Below are 15,913 nucleotides of genomic sequence, written 5' to 3' on the forward strand. Positions count from 1 at the left end.
TGAATGGAATTAGTTAGCTGCATCTTCCGCAGGTTTCTTGGCCGTGTTGCTCTCAGCAGGTTTCTTGGCCGTGTTGCTCTCAGCAGGTTTCTTAGTTTCTGTTGCTGCTTGCTGCGGTGTTTTGGCCGAAGTACTAGCAGGCGCGCTATTTCCAGTTGATGCTGGTGTAGCGTTTTCTACAGGTTTGGCAACGACTTCTTGATCAGGCTTAACTTTTGAGCCACCTATGACGACCAGTTTTTCACCTTCTTTGAGACCGTCAGTTACTACCCAATTACCGTTATAAGTACCATTCACTGTGACAGGGCGTACTTTGATTTTATTGCTTTCATCAACGATATAAACCTGAGTCTCACCTTTGACAGAGCGTGTGACCGCACTTTGTGGTACCAGTACCGCATTGTTGATCACACTTTGGGTCAAGCGTGCGCTGACATACATACCTGGTAGTAGAATACTGTCACTATTTGGGAAGATTGCACGTAAGGTGACAGCACCTGTTGACTCATCAACCTTTGCTTCAGACAGGGCCAGTTCGCCACTGACAGGATAAACCGTACCATCTTCTAATACCAACTCAACGGTATTCAAGCCCGCTTGAGCCTTGCCAGCAGAAATCTGTTGACGCAGTTTAAGTAGCTCGGATGAAGACTGGCTGATATCGACATAGATAGGATCTAGGCGTGAGACAGTCACTAGTGGATCAGCTTGACTTGCGCTAACCAATGCACCAGCAGTAAAGCTCGAACGATCGCTACGACCTGATATTGGGGCACGTACTATAGTGCGGTTTAGATCTAATGAGCTGGCTTGCAAACCAGCTTTTGCGCTTTCAATACCTGCTTTTGCACTTTCAATACCTGCTTTTGCTTGACCAATAGAAGCATTGGCACTTTGTACAGCAGCTTGAGCCGTACGGACAGTGGTTACCGCTTGTTCATATTGTTGTTTAGAGATGGCATTGATTTCGACCAATCCGCTCAAGCGCTGCAAGTCGTTTTGAGCTTGAGACAGTGTGGCTTGTTGGCTAACCAGATCAGCTTGTGCATTGACACTATTGGCCACTGCTGTCTGATAGTTGGCCTCTGCCTGTTGTACGGCTGCTCGACCACTCGTCACAGAAGACGCATAGTTGTCTGTATTAATACGATAAAGTGGTTGACCTTTTTTGACTGTACTTCCCTCACGGAACAGTATTTCGTCAATGACGCCATTAACCTGTGGGCGGACATCTGCAGTCTGATAGGCTGAGGTACGACCAGAAAAGGTTTGTACTTGTGGTACGGTTTCAAAGGTTACGGTCTGTACGTTGACGACGGAGGGTGGCATTTGCTGCTGTGCGGCATCCCCAGCGGCATCTTCGTTACTGTCACAGCCCACCAGTACAGCTCCAGATAGTACAGCTGCTATTACAAGCGCAAGATAAGAGTGCTTCATCAATGTCCTCGTCAATAATATAATTGCGGTATAAATAAAAGAGTAATAATCATTAGTAGCGTTCGAGATATTGTTATTTGTTCTATGACAATCAATGCTAAGCGTTATGAATAATATACATAGGCGTTATAATATTGATTGTTTAATAAATATAAAGATGGCTATTGGTACTAAATATATAATTAAATAGTTAGATTTAGCCAATAAACATAGTCCGCTATTATAAACTAAAGGGTTAACCCCACAGTCAAGCTAATAAAAACAGATATTCTGAAAAAGAAAGCCACATTTGTTCTCATGAACTGTACAAACATTGAAGGGGTAAGCATCACAAGAGATAACGTTTACCAAAGCGTAACGTTGTGACAGCGCAATATAGTGTTGTTTTTTTGTTATATAGTCTATTTTTATATACATATCTGAGATTGTGCTTAAGAAATGTTGCGCAGACAGCAAAAATGTGATTTTAGCAATACCTAAAAACATCTTTAACCTGAGCGAACGTACATGGTGTATCAATCAAAGCCTCTTGATCAAACATTATCCGACCGTCAAAACAATTCTTACACGATTATAGTACTGCGAGGATTTATAAAACTTAAAGAAAGGTAACGATTCAGCTAACATACCGGTTCTTAAAAGTATGAATTGTTAGCTTTCCATGCATTAGTCACTAAAAATGCTACCCAAAAAGGAGCCGTCTTAATCAATCAATAATAAAGACGACTCACATTTAATTATACTAATCGAGCGCTAGCAAGTTCAGTCAATTGATATAAGCCTGTGCGATAGCGGTTGTCAGGTAAAGTACTAAGGGCGTCTTGAGCCAGCTTGGTTTCTTCCAACGCGCGCTGTTTGCAATAGTCTAGAGCGCCTGAACGACGTACCAAGTCAATAAGTTGTTCAGCGTTTGGTGTCTTGCCTGTCTGCACAGCAATACGTAGCTGCTCATAGCCTTCGGTGTCGCTGTTTTTTAGCAGCTCAAGTGCTTTGATGGTTGGTAGCGTAGGTTTGCCTTCAGCAAGATCATCGCCTAGGTTTTTTCCCATCACTTCACTATCGCCACTATAGTCGAGCACATCATCGATAATCTGAAAGGCGTTGCCAAAGTGTTGACCAAAATCACCCAATGCCGCCATGTGCTCTGTTTTATCTTGCAAGATAGCCGCCCCTTGTGTGGCCATCATAAACAGACGCGAGGTTTTGCCATCGATAATGCGCAAATAGTCATCTTCTGTGGCAGTAGGATTATGCTGATGCTGTAGCTGCAACACTTCACCTTCAGCAATATCACAGGTGCCATCTGAAAAAACTTGCAACAATGGTAAGCTTTGAAAGCCGACCAACAGATTGAAGGCTCGGGCAATCAAATAGTCACCGACCAGTACGGCTGTGGCATTATCCCATGTGGCATTGGCGGTTGGCTTGCCACGACGCTGACCTGACTCATCAATGACATCATCATGAACGAGCGTAGCGGTGTGCAGCATCTCGGTGATTGCTGCTAAATGCATGGCTTTTTCTGATGGATTGTCATTGAACATGCGTGCACACAACAACGTAATCAGCGGGCGCATACGTTTACCGCCAGCATTAATCACATGTTGCGAGACGCTCATTACCAATTGAACTTTGGAATTAAGACTACCGAATACTTGCTTGTCCATGATTTCAAAATCATCAGCCACGATACTTTGGATATCAGCATAGTTAGGTGTTGATTGAGTCATTGAATCTGTATTATTTGAAGGGGTACTGGTCATAATAAATAGTCATATTAATAAGAGTAGAAAGAGTTTTTAACCTTGACGCTTTTTAAACTTGAGGCTATGGCAGGTAAGGCGTTTTTCTATAATAGCATAGCTCTGTCTCTAAATTGTTGGTTAAAGTATTTAGAGAGCAGCGCGATTATCCTTTATACCATACCTATAATACATAGTTATTGGCATAACACATTAAAATCAATTTAAATGATAACTATGTAAATCTAGCTATCTCTGTTGTGTTTTTATAGGCAGGCATGAGTGATAAAGGGCTATAAGTAACTGATTATATAAGTTATAATAACGGCTGTTAGGCATAAACTGTTATTCATTATTTTTATGCTGGCTGTTTTTTATTGAGTAGTATCTTAGATACGTTCACAATCAACAGCTTATATAGTAATAACGGATACGGTTATTAGGGTCTGTTGAACATTCAAATGTGGTGCTGGCGGTCACTATTTTTTAGACAATATGCAGTGAAATTTTTGATGCCTAGTCATTCTAGGTTAGACAATTTCGCCATATATTGGCAAAAAATAGTACTGCCCCAAAGGGCTGATGCTAAAATCCCCCCAAACGTTGTTACAAGCCTAGCTAAGGTCTCGACATTATCGTCGACTTGCGCCTAGTTTGGTGAAATTTTAGCGATCAGCAGCCCTAATATTTGAATGTTCAACAGACCCTAGTGTAACCACCTTACAAAAACAAGATGCGCGGCTTGCTTTTATGAGCAAAAAGCCGTAAAATCTTGCCTTTAATTTTTCCCTGTCGTGTTCGTCGTAAAAGCGTTGGTATAACATCAGCCACGGCACACGGGTTAAACGGAGTCATACAATGTACGCAGTAATCAAAACTGGTGGTAAACAGCACCGTGTAGTCGTCGATGAATTGCTTAAAGTTGAACTACTAAAAGCAGAAAAAGGCGAAACAATCAAATTTGAAGACGTGTTAATGGTTGTTGACGGCGATAACGTCAAAATCGGTCAACCTGTCGTTGAAGGCGCTAGCGTAGAAGTTGAAGTTGTTGAGCATGGTCGCGGTGAAAAAATCCGTATCATCAAGCACAACCGTCGTAAGCATTATCACAAAGAACAAGGTCACCGCCAATGGTACACCTTGTTAAAAATCAAAGCCATTAATGCCTAATTACCCATTTAGCAATTATTGCTAAACAGGGCACTAAATGCTTAAGAGTTATCGCATCAGCGGTAAGTCAAATTAACAAGGAGATTTTCTCATGGCACATAAAAAAGCTGCCGGTTCGAGCCGTAACGGTCGTGATTCAAACCCAAAAATGCTAGGCGTAAAAATCTTTGGTGGCCAAGCTATCACAGCTGGTAACATCATCGTTCGTCAACGTGGTACAGAATTCCACGCAGGCGAAGGCGTTGGCATGGGTCGTGACCATACTTTATTTGCACTGAATGACGGTGTTGTAAAGTTTGCGACCAAAGGCAAATTTAATCGTCGTTATGTGACGGTTGAAAACGCATAATTATCTATTTAGGTCGTTTTATTCTTTGAATGAAATGATCAGATAATTAAAAAAGCTCCTATTGCCTTATGGTAGTAGGGGCTTTTTTTACGTGTATTCATTCTTATTGAAGCTTGCCAGAAGTAGTGAAAAATAATAAGAAAAACGGCTCATACCACTTAATAGTGTGTAACCAATGCGGTTACAAGCGTGTATGGCAGGCGTAGTAATGATTGCAAATCATGACTAGGCGCGCAATAAAAAAACTGGCACACTGTTGTCATTGTTTATGGGCACCAGTTTTATATTGGTCAGATAAGCACTTATAGAAAACAAAAAATTTAATGAGATGTTTTACTTTTAAGCGACTATTTTTTAAAAGCTACTAGGCTTTTTTAGAGAGGATTTATAATGACTTTATCAATGAACAAATCAATCAAACAAAAGATGATGAACGGTGCTCTAGCGGGTGTATTAATGACATCACTTGGCGTGGCAGCTCCTATGATTGCGATGACGCAATCGGCAACGGCAGCCCCTGCAGATAACTTGACCGCTGCGAAGCGTTTGAACACACTTTTGACCAACACTAAGAGTATGACAGCCAACTTTACCCAAACGACTAAAGGGGCAAACAGTGGTACGTTCAGTGGCTCTATGAGCGTTCAACGTCCGAACAATTTCCGCTGGGAAACGAAGTCGCCATCACAGCAGATAATTGTTGCTAATGGTAGCTCAATGTGGGTTTATGACAAAGACTTGGAGCAAGCGACCAAGCAAAACGTCGATAGCCAAGTGGGTAACACACCAGCACTATTGCTATCAGGTGATCCGAGCAAAATTGATCAGAACTTCAAAATCACTCAGCCATATTCTAATAAAAACTACTATGTGCTCTATCCAAAATCAGACAGTGCTAGCTTTAAGAGCTTATCAATGAGCTTTAGCGGTGGTAAGCCAGTAATGATGGTATTAAATGACAGCCTTGGCCAGACCACATCGATTAAGTTCAGTAATATCAAACTGAATCCAAGCATCAGTAGCAGTCAGTTCAAATTCACACCACCAGCAGGTGTTGATGTTATCAATCAGTAAAAATCAATCACGACGTTATAGTTAGTGATTTAGTAAAAAAGGACAAATCTTAAATGATTTGTCCTTTTTTTGGCAGTAAGTAGGGCTGTAAGATTATATCTTTACAACGATATTGTGCGTTGAGTATATTCAAAGATTTAAGACATTGCTTTGATAGCATTCATATCTGGCATCGGTGGTAATGCATCCAAATCACTCAATCCAAAGGCGTCCAAAAATTGCGGTGTGGTGTGTAGCAATGCAGGACGACCTAACGTATCTTTATAACCGTCTTCCTTGACCCAACCCTTATCAAAGAGCTGCCTGAGTATGTTGCTTGATAGCGTCACACCGCGTACATACTCTATGTCACTACGGGTGACGGGTTGTTTGTAAGCAATGACACTTAACGTCTCCAGTAACGCTTGGCTGAGGCGTTCCTGACGTTGTGGAAAGACGGTCTGAATGAGGGCGCTGTAGTTATCTGCTATTTGTAATCGATAGCCACTAGCGGTCTCGTGTAAGCTGAGTACACCCGTTTCCAATCGTGTTTTTAATAATGCGAGCGCTTGTTTTAGCTCTTTGGTAGACAAAGCCAGATGCTTCTTTAATACAGTGGCAGTTAGTGGCGTTTCTGAAGCATGTAATAGTACTTCGATATCTCTGCTGATACTTTCAAATCTTTGTAGCTGATCATCAGGTAGTGATGAGCGTTCGGCTGCTGATATCGATTGTTGTGTCTTGTCGTTTAATGCCATGTCGTTTGGTGTTATGTAGTTTGGTACTGTGTCATTTAGTGTCATGTCGTCAATATCTACCATCGAGAGTACGCTCTTTTATAAGTATTGTATTTTTAATATAGGGCAGGTTAAACATAGTCGGTTCAATAGCATCTAGATACAAGGAAAGCGAGTGAAAGTACGACAAGTAGCAGACTAACACCGTATCCAGTTTACAGAGGATCGATTATATGGCTAAGCTAGCCACTGCAAGGTCAATGGCCCAATGTGTGAGTCGTTTTCGGAATCATTATCAGCAGTGGGGCTGCTTGCTACATCAGCATGCACCACACCGACCAACTGCCGTTTTATTAGCTCTAATACCGCGACGAAACTGACCACCACACCTATCTTACCTTGTGCTTTGTCCAGTAACTCATAAAAAGAGCGTGCACCATCAGTACTGAGCTGCCGACTGATACTTGCGATACGATCAGCAAGTGGTACAGCATCGACTTTAATATTGTGCATCTGATAGTCGGGCTGTAGTTGCATCTTAAACAAACTATCAATCAATAAATTTGGTGAGTAGTTTGGCAGTTCGGTATTCATGATTTCTTGACTGGGCATACTCACCATGGCCAAAAACACATCGCGCTCAAGACGAACCAAATTGTCTAGGCGTTGACTGGCTACCTTAATCTGAGCGTAGGCTTCAAGACGTTCAATCAACTCTGCCTTTGGGTCGCGCTCATCGGTAGGTGCTTCTGGTTTAGGCAGTAATAGCTCTGTTTTGATGGCGATTAACGTCGATGCCATCAATAGGTAGTCACCTGCCAATTCAAAATGCTCAGTATCTAACTCACCAATGTATGCCAAATACTGCTCAGTGATGGGCAATATTGGCATTTGGGTCAGGTCAACATTGTTCTTTTTGACCAAATACAACAGAAAATCCAATGGACCCGCAAACTGTTCTAACCAAATCGCAAAGGCTTGCGGGGGCACATATAAATCTTCTGGCAAATGTTGTACTGGCGTCTGATAAATACGCAACGACATATCATGAGCGTTGGTAGAGGATACCGGTATCATTTCTGGTACATGGTCTGTCTTCAATGGATTACTTAAGCTTGGCAAGTGGACGAATACCAATGGCACGGCGAGTCTTGTCTAATTGCTTACGGCTATGACGACGGGCTTTTTCTGCGCCCATTTGCAATATTTCTTCTAGCTCTTTTGGATTGGCCATTAGCTCTTGATAACGTTCGCGGAATGGTGCGATTTCGTCATTGATTTTGTCAAATAGAGCTTTTTTTGCATCTCCCCAACCAATGCCAGCTGCAAACTTCTCACGCATGTCAGCAATTTCTTCAGGCGTCGCAAAGGCTTTATAAATCTCAAAAATAGCAGAGTCATCAGGATCTTTTGGCTCTTCAGGCAGCTGCGAGTTGGTGACGATTTTCATGATGGCTTTATGCATCTGTTTCTCGGCGCTGACTTGCGGATTAGCATCACCGAACAGAGGAATGGTATTGCCATAGCTCTTGCTCATTTTACGGCCATCAAGACCCGTCAATAACGGGATATCATCATCGACGACAGCTGATGGTAGCGTAAATAGGGGTTTATAACGATGGTTAAAAGTACCAGCGATATCACGTGCCATTTCGATATGCTGTACTTGGTCGCGGCCAACAGGCACATGAGTAGCATTGAACATTAATATATCGGCTGCCATGAGCACAGGATAGCCGAATAGCCCCATATTGATACCTTGATCAGGATCGACGTCTTCTTTGTCCATATTGATATCGACCGCTGCTTTATAAGCGTGAGCACGGTTCATTAGCCCTTTGGCACATGAGCAGTTCAATACCCAAGCCAGCTCTGGAATTTCAGGCACGTCTGACTGACGATAGAAGGTCACACGCTCTGGGTCCAGACCACAGGCAATCCAAGTCGCGGCAATCGCTTTGGTTGACTCATGAATGATAGTGGGATCGTAACAGCCAATAATGCCATGGTAATCTGCCAAAAAGAAAAATGCTTCATCGTCACTGTTTTGAATAGCTTGGATGGCTGGGCGAATCGCACCAACGTAGTTACCCAAATGTAGAGTGCCAGTCGGTTTAATACCAGTCAATACGCGCTTTACAGCTGCTGTTTCGGTAGAGGTTTGGTTGTTAGATGTACCATTACTAGTCATAGGAAATCCGTTATTTCGTTTATCAAATTATTATAAATGCGTTGTTATTTATGAGTCGATCATAGTGAAAATATTGACCACAAAGTATAACAAACTTTTCGACCATTTTTCTTTGGAATAACGGTTACTTGTAGATATCCGTGCGACCTGCCGGACCGTGTTTAAAGCGCCGATGAAACCACATCCATTGGGTGGGATCGATACGAATGAGTCCTTCTAAGACTTCATTAACCTGAGTGGCGTCAGCAACTTCATCATTACTCGGATAGTTACTTAACTCAGGCGTAATCGTCAGGTGATAATGCGGACGTTTGCCCCTTGGTAAATTGTCCGGCGTTTGACGATAGGTATGTAGTGCCATGAACACTGGGGGATGGGTCTTATCGCCCAATTTAGCCATACGGCGTGAGGCAGTAATAGTGGCTGCTGGCACACCGAAAAATGGTGCCATCACACCTTGTTTAAGACCGTAATCTTGATCAGGAGAGTACCAGATAACGTGTTTTTCCTTGATGGAGGTGACCAAACTGCGCATATCTCTACTGGAGATTTGCTTACCAAATATATTGGTACGACCGTTATAAATGAGCCAATCTAATAAAGGATTATTTTGCGTACGATACATACAGTCTAAGGCAAAGAACTGAGCACAAAATAAGCCACCCAAATCAAGCATCGTATAGTGGGCACCGAGTAAGATAACTGGACGGCCCTCATTTTGCGCATTGACCAGATGCTGTAAGCCTGAAATAGAAACCGTGCGAGTAAAGACATTGGGACGAAACCAAGCGCATAGGGTTTCAAATACTCCAATACCTTGATTGACAAAGACTTGCTTGGCCATCAGTTCACGTTCAACTTCTGGCTTTTTTGGAAAAGCCAGCTTGAGGTTAATCAACGTATCACGTCTGCGTGAGCCTGCTATTTTATAGAGCAAAACACCCAGTTTACGACCTAGCCAAAATTGATAGCGCAATGGTAAGTAAATCAGTGGCAATACCAAAGCGAGCAATAACCAGATACCCCAGTACTTAGGCGATAAAAACTGCCATTGAAAGGGTTTCTTATCGGCTTGCGCTGTACGCTTATGGGTTTGCGTAATCGTGGGCGTACCAGCAGGGAGTGTTGGTGACTTAGCCGACGGCTGTATGCTCGGTGAGGGCATACTGTCTTTTGAAGGTTGTTTACTGGGATCGTATTGTTCAGGCGCTTTCATAATATCCTTTTGCAGCACTTTTATGGCATCGGGTTATAGCATCTTATAGCATTGTCGCTATTGATGAAAAGTTATTATGATAATGGGGTAGTGGCTACGGGTTTACAAGTTGGTCTTTGGCAAAGTAGGTCTATAAAGATGCGATGGATTGGCATATCTATAAAATATGAAAGATAACGCTCTATCTAATCAATAGCCATAAAAAAACCTTACAAGCTGCGAACAGCTTGTAAGGTTTTGCAAATCTACTCTTTCATTTAATGCGAATACTGCCGCTCTGAGATAAAGACAACAGTCGCAAAAAGATAAGAGATAGCTTTGATTAACGTTTCGAGAATTGTGGACGTTTACGTGCTTTACGTAGACCCAATTTCTTACGTTCAACTTGACGTGAGTCACGAGTAACAAAGCCAGCTGCTTTTAGAGCAGGTTTCAAAGCTTCGTCAGCTTCGATTAGTGCACGAGTGATGCCGTGGCGGATTGCGCCAGCTTGACCACTAATACCACCGCCTGCAACAGTTACATATAAGTCATATGCGTTAGCAGAGTCTAGTAGTTCTAATGGTTGACGTACTACCATGCGTGAAGTTTCACGGCTGAAGTATTCGTCAAGTGGCTTGCCGTTAACGACAATGCTACCAGTACCTTTTGATAAAAAGACACGAGCAGTAGAAGTCTTACGACGACCAGTTCCGTAATTGCGTTCCATAAGTGTATCCTTAGATGTCTAGTGCTTTAGGTTGCTGTGCTTCATGTGGATGTTCAGTACCCGCATATAGTTTCAGCTTCTTGATCATCGCATAGCCAAGAGGGCCTTTTGGAAGCATACCCTTAACTGCTTTGTGTAGAACATCTTCAGGCTTATGTGCAAGCAATTTACTGAAGTTAGTTTCTTTGATACCACCTGGGTAGCCACTGTGACGATAGTATTTTTTGTCTTGCGCTTTTTTACCCGTTACCGTGATTTTGTCAGCATTGATGACAACAATAAAGTCACCAGTATCAACGTGCGGCGTAAAAGAAGGCTTATGCTTGCCACGTAAGCGAGTAGCAATTTGAGTGGCTAAGCGACCAAGGGTTTTGCCGTCAGCATCTACGACATACCAGTCATGGGTCACTTCAGCTGGTTTTGCACTAAGTGTTTTCATGATAAAACCTTAAAATTAGAATTCGTTGAGAGTTTAGCTGGGAACGGGGCTCTCAAAAAACAGACTGCACATTATAAGCAGTAGAGCCTACGCTTGCAAGCTGCATTAGGGTTTATTTTTGCCTTATATACATTTAACTGCAGCGTTTGGCCAGTTTTAAGCGGTTTTAGACATTTTTAGTGGGTATTAAGTGATTTATCAAACATGACAAATGACATAACCGTCAATGTTACGTTTGGTAATCACCGTGCAATTATGACGATGATAGCCGATAAAGTCCAGCGACAACTTGTCCAACTTTGGTTTGTTTCAAACATTCAAACGCCACAACCTTTAGGGTTGTCTGCTCTTGAGCAGTTAAATTATTATTCAAAGTATTTGCCAATTGCTGTAGTTGACTCTCTAAATCTTTGTCAGCTTCCAAATAAATGAGCGTGTCAGTATCGATTAATGATTGAGTAATTAGGACTGTCAAAATTGGTTGCCACAGATCCTGAGCGTAAGGTGGGTCAATGAACACGATATCAAAAGTTTGCGGGACGATTTGCTGTTGTATTAAGACTTTTTCTGCTGTACCAGTGATGATTTTGTGGCTGTCAGCATCAATACGTAGCTGTAAAGCGCTTTGGCGTAGCATATCGCTTTGCGCATTATTTATTTCAATGAAAGTGCAATGTGCAGCGCCACGAGACAGCGCTTCAAACCCCAGTACGCCACTTCCAGCACAGCTATCGAGTACATAAGCCCCATGAATATCAGCCAGTAGCCAGTTAAACAGTGTCTCTCGCAGACGGTCTGGGGTCGGGCGTAAACCTTCTGCGTCGATAAAGCTCACGGTGCGGCGTTTAAATTGGCCACCAATGATACGTACATCGCCACCAGCAGATGCCTTTTTTGTCTTGTGGTTTTTCTTAGTATCGCGGCTACTCATAGACTTTTTCATGATATTTTCTCGCTGACCGTTTTTTTATTCAGGCGTTGCTGCTTCTGTTACAGTTTCAGTTTGCTCTTTTAGGGCTTGCTCTTCTTTATCACGCAGCGCATCACGTAGTGCTTTATCAAATGCCTTTTGACGTTTGATGGCTTTTAACTCATCAGCTGTTGGCGGCAGTATAGGATTGGTTTTGCGTTGTAATACCCAGTAATCGAATAAGGCGCGACCGATAGGTGCAGCGACTTTACTACCGCCACCACCATTTTCGACCAATACGGCAAGGGCAATCTGAGGATCTTCTACTGGCGCAAAGCCATTAAACCAAGCATGATCCCAATAGCGTTTGTCTATGGCGGACTTGTCATAACGTTTACCTTGCGCAATCGATTTTACCTGCGCCGTACCCGTTTTACCTGCAATGCGATAGCGCGGTGTGTAGATACCTCGCCCAGTACCGCTTTTGATCGTGGCTTCCATCGCGTCATGCATGCGTAACCAGTCAGAGGGCTTGCCATTATAGTCAATCTTACCATCTGGTTTGGTGATAACTTTGACCTCTGCTGCACCATCGCTATTTTTTAATAAGTGCGGCGTAATATGATAGCCCTTATTCGCCGTCATGGCTGTGGCGTTGGCAACTTGTAGAGGGGTGGCTAGGAAATACCCTTGACCGATACTGACTGAAATGGTCTCACCTGGTAACCAACGTCTATCATAAGTGTCTTTTTTCCATTTTGGCGATGGCATGATGCCTGCTCTTTCATTAGGCAAGTCAATGCCTGTTTGCTGACCAAACCCAAAGCGTGTCATCCAATCGTGTAGGCGCTGAATACCCATTTCATAGGCCAGTTTGTAGTAATACGTATCCACCGACATCATGATTGATTTTTTGAGATCTACTGACCCGTGGCCACCGCGCTTCCAGTCGCGGAATCGATGTGAGTCTCCCGGTAGGCTAAAATAACCGGGGTCATAAATAGTGGTTTCCCAATTACGCAAGCCATAATGGATACCGCCCAGCCCTTCAAAGGGCTTAATAGTCGAAGCAGGCGGGTACATACCTTGTAACGCACGATTGTACAATGGCTGATCAAGGTCATCGCGCAAATCACCGTAGTCTCTAAAGGAGATACCCGAGATAAAAGGGTTGGGGTCATAGCTTGGGTTACTGACAAAAGCCAATACGTCGCCATTTTTTGGATCGATTGCGACAATGGCACCGCGACGACCATCCAGCTGCTGTTGGGCGATCGTTTGTAAGCCATAGTCCAAGCTCAACGTAATGTCGTTACCCGCTATAGGTGGCTTGGTATCTAGCTGACGGACAATATTGCCAAGGGCATCCGTTTCGACCGATTGATAGCCCGGCTGCCCAAGCAAGATGTCTTCATAGTAATCTTCGATGCCAATCTTACCGATGAGGTCAGTACCAGCATAGCGTTCTTTATCAATACGTTTGCTTTCTTTGTCATTGATACGACCGACATAGCCAATGACGTGTGCAAATAGTTTGTCATAAGGATAAGAGCGCGTTAGCTTACTCTGAATGCTGACACCACGAAAAAAGGGCTTACGTTCACTAAACTGTGCCAGTTGTGCATCAGTCACGTCGATTTTGATCGTGACAGGGTCATTTTTGCTTTTGCTCAGGCGCGCCAAAATATCAGTAATGTCTTTTTCTGTCAGATCAAAAATAGGTGCGAGTAGCTGTAATGTACGCTCTGGATTTTCAACTTCGTTGGGGCTTAACATCGCCGTAAATACGGGTTGATTGTCCGCGAGTATGACCCCGTTACGATCATAAATGTAGCCACGGCTAGGCGGTGCAGATATCAGCTTGATTCGATTGTTATCAGCTTGTGTGGTGTACTTGTCATGGGCGTAGACTTGTAGGTAGCCATAACGCGTTATCAGGCCGCCTAAGCCAATGAATATTAAAAACCCAAAGACAATGATACGGTTGGTAAAAATTCGATTGACCTGATCGGTGTTGGGAGTTATCGGTTTATTCATATAAAGTCAGAGCCCAAACGGTCAGTAAGTCAATTAAAGAGAAATAAGATAGGCGGGGTCGTTAACCAAAGTGCGGTGAGCAAAAAGGACAATACAAAGGATTTCAAACACATAAGCGATATGGTTGGAAATGATGACATATACAATCTGTCTATAGATATTCGTTGTCACTTAATCACAAATTATAACAGAACAAACGCGAGGACGCAGTACTTCACTGTCTGTTTTGTCTTTATTATTGGCACATCAATGATAGCTTATATTTCTGCGTTTGCCGTCTGAGGTGAACGATAAAACGTGTCATGTCTGGTCACAACTTGGCTAGGGTCTACGTGTGCTAATGGATAGCAAGTATGCTAAAATCAGGCGGTTTATTTTATAGTCATTATTATGGGTAGAGCGTGTGTTTGTGCAGCGTTCTAATGTGCTAACGGTATGTTATTAGCAACGACAATCAACCTGTCAGGGACAAGATAAGTCATGGACACAACTTCATTGTGGCAGGCGATAGCTGAGCACCCAGAGTTCTTTGCCATGCTAACCATTCCGCCGGTAACGGCATTCGTTACTTGGATACATGTGTGGATGGCGCTCAAAATGCTGTTTTATCCGGTTAAGTTTTGGGGTATTCGTATTCCTAACTTTCCGTTTTTTGGGTTGCCGGGTATTGGCTGGCAAGGTATCGTACCGCGAAAAGCTGGCAAGATATCAGGTGTCATCGTTGATCAGACGCTGTCAAAACTGGGCTCGCTTGATGAGTTCTTTCAGGCGATGGAACCTGAGCAGATGGCCGTCTTTATCACTGATACAGTCGATAAAAACCTTGAGGCACTGATTGATGAAATTATGCTGGATCATTCGCCTGCGCTGTGGGGCAATCTGCCTTATGCGTTAAAGCGTCGTGTCTATGCCCAAGCACACCAAGAGCTGCCCAATATTATGCAGTCGTTGGTGACAGACTTGACCCATAATGTCGAAGACTTGGTTGATATGCGTAAGATGATCGTCAACACGATGGAGGGTGATCGTCGGTTGATGGTTAATATGTTTTTAAAGGTAGGCCAAAAAGAGATCGATTTTATTTGGCATATCAGTGCCTTGATTGGTTTGATTTTCGGTCTTATCCAAATGTTCATATTTTTGGTAGTACCGCAGCATTGGACAGTGCCGTTTTTTGCAGCAATTTGGGGCTTTCTCACCAATTGGATCGCTATTTGGATGGTTTTCAATCCGGTCGAGCCACACTTTATCCCCTATGTTAAGTTTTTTACTGTACAGAGCCATTTCCCATTTATAAAACCACAGATACCGCGTATTGATCGATACCGTCTACAAGGTGGCTTTATGAAACGTCAGGAGGAAGTCTCTGAAGTTTTTGCTGAGATTGTGGTAAAGGATTTGGTCACGCTTGAAAACATCATGAATGAGATGATGTATGGTGACCGTGCTGTGCAAACACGTGAGCTGATGAAGTCACATTTATATAAAGTATTAGAGTCGCCGGTGATTAGTACGACGTTGCGCGTGGGATTGGGTCGCCGTGAGTATGGTCAATTAAAAAACACGATTATAGATAAATCCATTGTCGCAACGATGGTGCCACTGCGTGATCCTGAGCTGAATGAGAGCCGAGCGAGTAAGATATTTGGGCTATTTCGTGATCGTATCCGTGCATTGACGCCAAATGAGTTTCAAAATTTATTGCGTCCCGCTTTTCGTGAAGACGAGATGACGCTGATTGTATTGGGTGGTCTGACAGGGTTTTTGGCTGGTTGGCTGCACCTTATTTTGGTCTTTTTTCCATCGACTTAACCAGATATTAAATTTTATGCGCTTTATACACATCGCATACAGAGTGGATACAAAAACGTGACAAGTTGGCGCTAATGTACCATGCTGTAAGCGTCTCAAGCTGCAAGGGCT

14 protein-coding genes are annotated in these 15,913 nt (G+C 43.1%); 4 read left to right on the forward strand and 10 right to left on the reverse strand.

Translation table 11 applies throughout. The features are described 5' to 3' along the window. Positions 1 to 9 precede the first annotated feature (9 nt). On the reverse strand, positions 10 to 1,437 hold the full coding sequence (locus tag I6E84_RS06240) for an efflux RND transporter periplasmic adaptor subunit (RefSeq protein WP_197216857.1): 1,428 nt from the start codon (positions 1,435 to 1,437) through the stop codon (positions 10 to 12). A gap of 737 nt (positions 1,438 to 2,174) precedes the next feature. After that, a complete protein-coding gene (locus I6E84_RS06245; protein WP_197216859.1) occupies positions 2,175 to 3,200 on the reverse strand; it encodes a polyprenyl synthetase family protein in 1,026 nt (341 codons plus the stop codon). 837 nt (positions 3,201 to 4,037) lie between these two features. On the opposite strand from I6E84_RS06245, the gene rplU reads away from it, so the two are divergent. The 3 genes from rplU to lolA all read left to right on the forward strand — a co-directional run bounded on the left by rplU (position 4,038) and on the right by lolA (position 5,772). Then, positions 4,038 to 4,349, forward strand: a complete 312-nt coding sequence (gene rplU, locus I6E84_RS06250) for a 50S ribosomal protein L21 (protein ID WP_110922591.1) — start codon at positions 4,038 to 4,040, stop codon at positions 4,347 to 4,349. A gap of 91 nt (positions 4,350 to 4,440) precedes the next feature. Beyond that, the gene (gene rpmA, locus I6E84_RS06255) at positions 4,441 to 4,698 is read left to right on the forward strand and encodes a 50S ribosomal protein L27 (RefSeq protein WP_021813611.1); all 258 of its coding nucleotides are present in this window, start codon (positions 4,441 to 4,443) and stop codon (positions 4,696 to 4,698) included. A gap of 390 nt (positions 4,699 to 5,088) precedes the next feature. Continuing rightward, positions 5,089 to 5,772 (forward strand): outer membrane lipoprotein chaperone LolA, encoded by a 684-nt coding sequence (lolA, locus tag I6E84_RS06260; protein WP_110922592.1) that lies wholly within the window; start codon positions 5,089 to 5,091, stop codon positions 5,770 to 5,772. A gap of 137 nt (positions 5,773 to 5,909) precedes the next feature. On the opposite strand, the gene scpB is transcribed toward lolA, so the two are convergent. The 8 genes from scpB to mrdA form a co-directional block, all read right to left on the reverse strand. Continuing rightward, on the reverse strand, positions 5,910 to 6,509 hold the full coding sequence (gene scpB / locus I6E84_RS06265; protein WP_197216947.1) for an SMC-Scp complex subunit ScpB: 600 nt from the start codon (positions 6,507 to 6,509) through the stop codon (positions 5,910 to 5,912). Positions 6,510 to 6,725: 216 nt separating this feature from the next. Continuing rightward, on the reverse strand, positions 6,726 to 7,565 hold the full coding sequence (locus tag I6E84_RS06270) for a segregation and condensation protein A (RefSeq protein WP_197216949.1): 840 nt from the start codon (positions 7,563 to 7,565) through the stop codon (positions 6,726 to 6,728). Between the two features lie 28 nt (positions 7,566 to 7,593). After that, positions 7,594 to 8,679, reverse strand: coding sequence for a tryptophan--tRNA ligase (locus I6E84_RS06275; protein ID WP_197216861.1), 1,086 nt, complete (start codon positions 8,677 to 8,679; stop codon positions 7,594 to 7,596). 124 nt (positions 8,680 to 8,803) lie between these two features. Continuing rightward, positions 8,804 to 9,895 carry a lipid A biosynthesis acyltransferase gene (locus I6E84_RS06280; protein WP_197216862.1) on the reverse strand — a complete coding sequence of 364 codons (1,092 nt, stop codon included), beginning with the start codon at positions 9,893 to 9,895 and terminating at the stop codon, positions 8,804 to 8,806. A gap of 322 nt (positions 9,896 to 10,217) precedes the next feature. Further along, positions 10,218 to 10,604, reverse strand: a complete 387-nt coding sequence (rpsI, locus tag I6E84_RS06285) for a 30S ribosomal protein S9 (RefSeq protein ID WP_110922597.1) — start codon at positions 10,602 to 10,604, stop codon at positions 10,218 to 10,220. A gap of 10 nt (positions 10,605 to 10,614) precedes the next feature. Continuing rightward, a complete protein-coding gene (rplM, locus tag I6E84_RS06290) occupies positions 10,615 to 11,043 on the reverse strand; it encodes a 50S ribosomal protein L13 (RefSeq protein ID WP_010199223.1) in 429 nt (142 codons plus the stop codon). A 253-nt stretch (positions 11,044 to 11,296) separates the two neighbouring features. Then, positions 11,297 to 11,986 (reverse strand): 16S rRNA (guanine(966)-N(2))-methyltransferase RsmD, encoded by a 690-nt coding sequence (rsmD, locus tag I6E84_RS06295; RefSeq protein WP_197216864.1) that lies wholly within the window; start codon positions 11,984 to 11,986, stop codon positions 11,297 to 11,299. Between the two features lie 24 nt (positions 11,987 to 12,010). Beyond that, positions 12,011 to 13,990 carry a penicillin-binding protein 2 gene (gene mrdA / locus I6E84_RS06300; RefSeq protein WP_197216866.1) on the reverse strand — a complete coding sequence of 660 codons (1,980 nt, stop codon included), beginning with the start codon at positions 13,988 to 13,990 and terminating at the stop codon, positions 12,011 to 12,013. A gap of 480 nt (positions 13,991 to 14,470) precedes the next feature. Here mrdA and I6E84_RS06305 point away from each other — a divergent pair, with 480 nt between their 5' ends. Then, positions 14,471 to 15,802, forward strand: coding sequence for a hypothetical protein (locus I6E84_RS06305; RefSeq protein ID WP_197099958.1), 1,332 nt, complete (start codon positions 14,471 to 14,473; stop codon positions 15,800 to 15,802). The last annotated feature ends 111 nt before the right edge of the window (positions 15,803 to 15,913 follow it).

The sequence above is a fragment of the Psychrobacter sp. SCQQ22 genome, assembly GCF_015864605.1.
GTDB classification, from domain to species: domain Bacteria; phylum Pseudomonadota; class Gammaproteobacteria; order Pseudomonadales; family Moraxellaceae; genus Psychrobacter; species Psychrobacter fozii.

What these genes read in the sequence shown, in the direction of transcription:
- I6E84_RS06275 (WP_197216861.1), bottom strand. Translation starts at nt 8,679, where the DNA reads ATGACTAGTAATGGTACATCTAACAACCAAACCTCTACCGAAACAGCA.
- scpB (WP_197216947.1), bottom strand. Translation starts at nt 6,509, where the DNA reads ATGGCATTAAACGACAAGACACAACAATCGATATCAGCAGCCGAACGC.
- lolA (WP_110922592.1), top strand. Translation starts at nt 5,089, where the DNA reads ATGACTTTATCAATGAACAAATCAATCAAACAAAAGATGATGAACGGT.
- mrdA (WP_197216866.1), bottom strand. Translation starts at nt 13,990, where the DNA reads ATGAATAAACCGATAACTCCCAACACCGATCAGGTCAATCGAATTTTT.
- I6E84_RS06305 (WP_197099958.1), top strand. Translation starts at nt 14,471, where the DNA reads ATGGACACAACTTCATTGTGGCAGGCGATAGCTGAGCACCCAGAGTTC.
- rsmD (WP_197216864.1), bottom strand. Translation starts at nt 11,986, where the DNA reads ATGAAAAAGTCTATGAGTAGCCGCGATACTAAGAAAAACCACAAGACA.
- rplM (WP_010199223.1), bottom strand. Translation starts at nt 11,043, where the DNA reads ATGAAAACACTTAGTGCAAAACCAGCTGAAGTGACCCATGACTGGTAT.
- rplU (WP_110922591.1), top strand. Translation starts at nt 4,038, where the DNA reads ATGTACGCAGTAATCAAAACTGGTGGTAAACAGCACCGTGTAGTCGTC.
- I6E84_RS06240 (WP_197216857.1), bottom strand. Translation starts at nt 1,437, where the DNA reads ATGAAGCACTCTTATCTTGCGCTTGTAATAGCAGCTGTACTATCTGGA.
- I6E84_RS06270 (WP_197216949.1), bottom strand. Translation starts at nt 7,565, where the DNA reads ATGATACCGGTATCCTCTACCAACGCTCATGATATGTCGTTGCGTATT.
- rpsI (WP_110922597.1), bottom strand. Translation starts at nt 10,604, where the DNA reads ATGGAACGCAATTACGGAACTGGTCGTCGTAAGACTTCTACTGCTCGT.
- I6E84_RS06280 (WP_197216862.1), bottom strand. Translation starts at nt 9,895, where the DNA reads ATGAAAGCGCCTGAACAATACGATCCCAGTAAACAACCTTCAAAAGAC.
- rpmA (WP_021813611.1), top strand. Translation starts at nt 4,441, where the DNA reads ATGGCACATAAAAAAGCTGCCGGTTCGAGCCGTAACGGTCGTGATTCA.
- I6E84_RS06245 (WP_197216859.1), bottom strand. Translation starts at nt 3,200, where the DNA reads ATGACCAGTACCCCTTCAAATAATACAGATTCAATGACTCAATCAACA.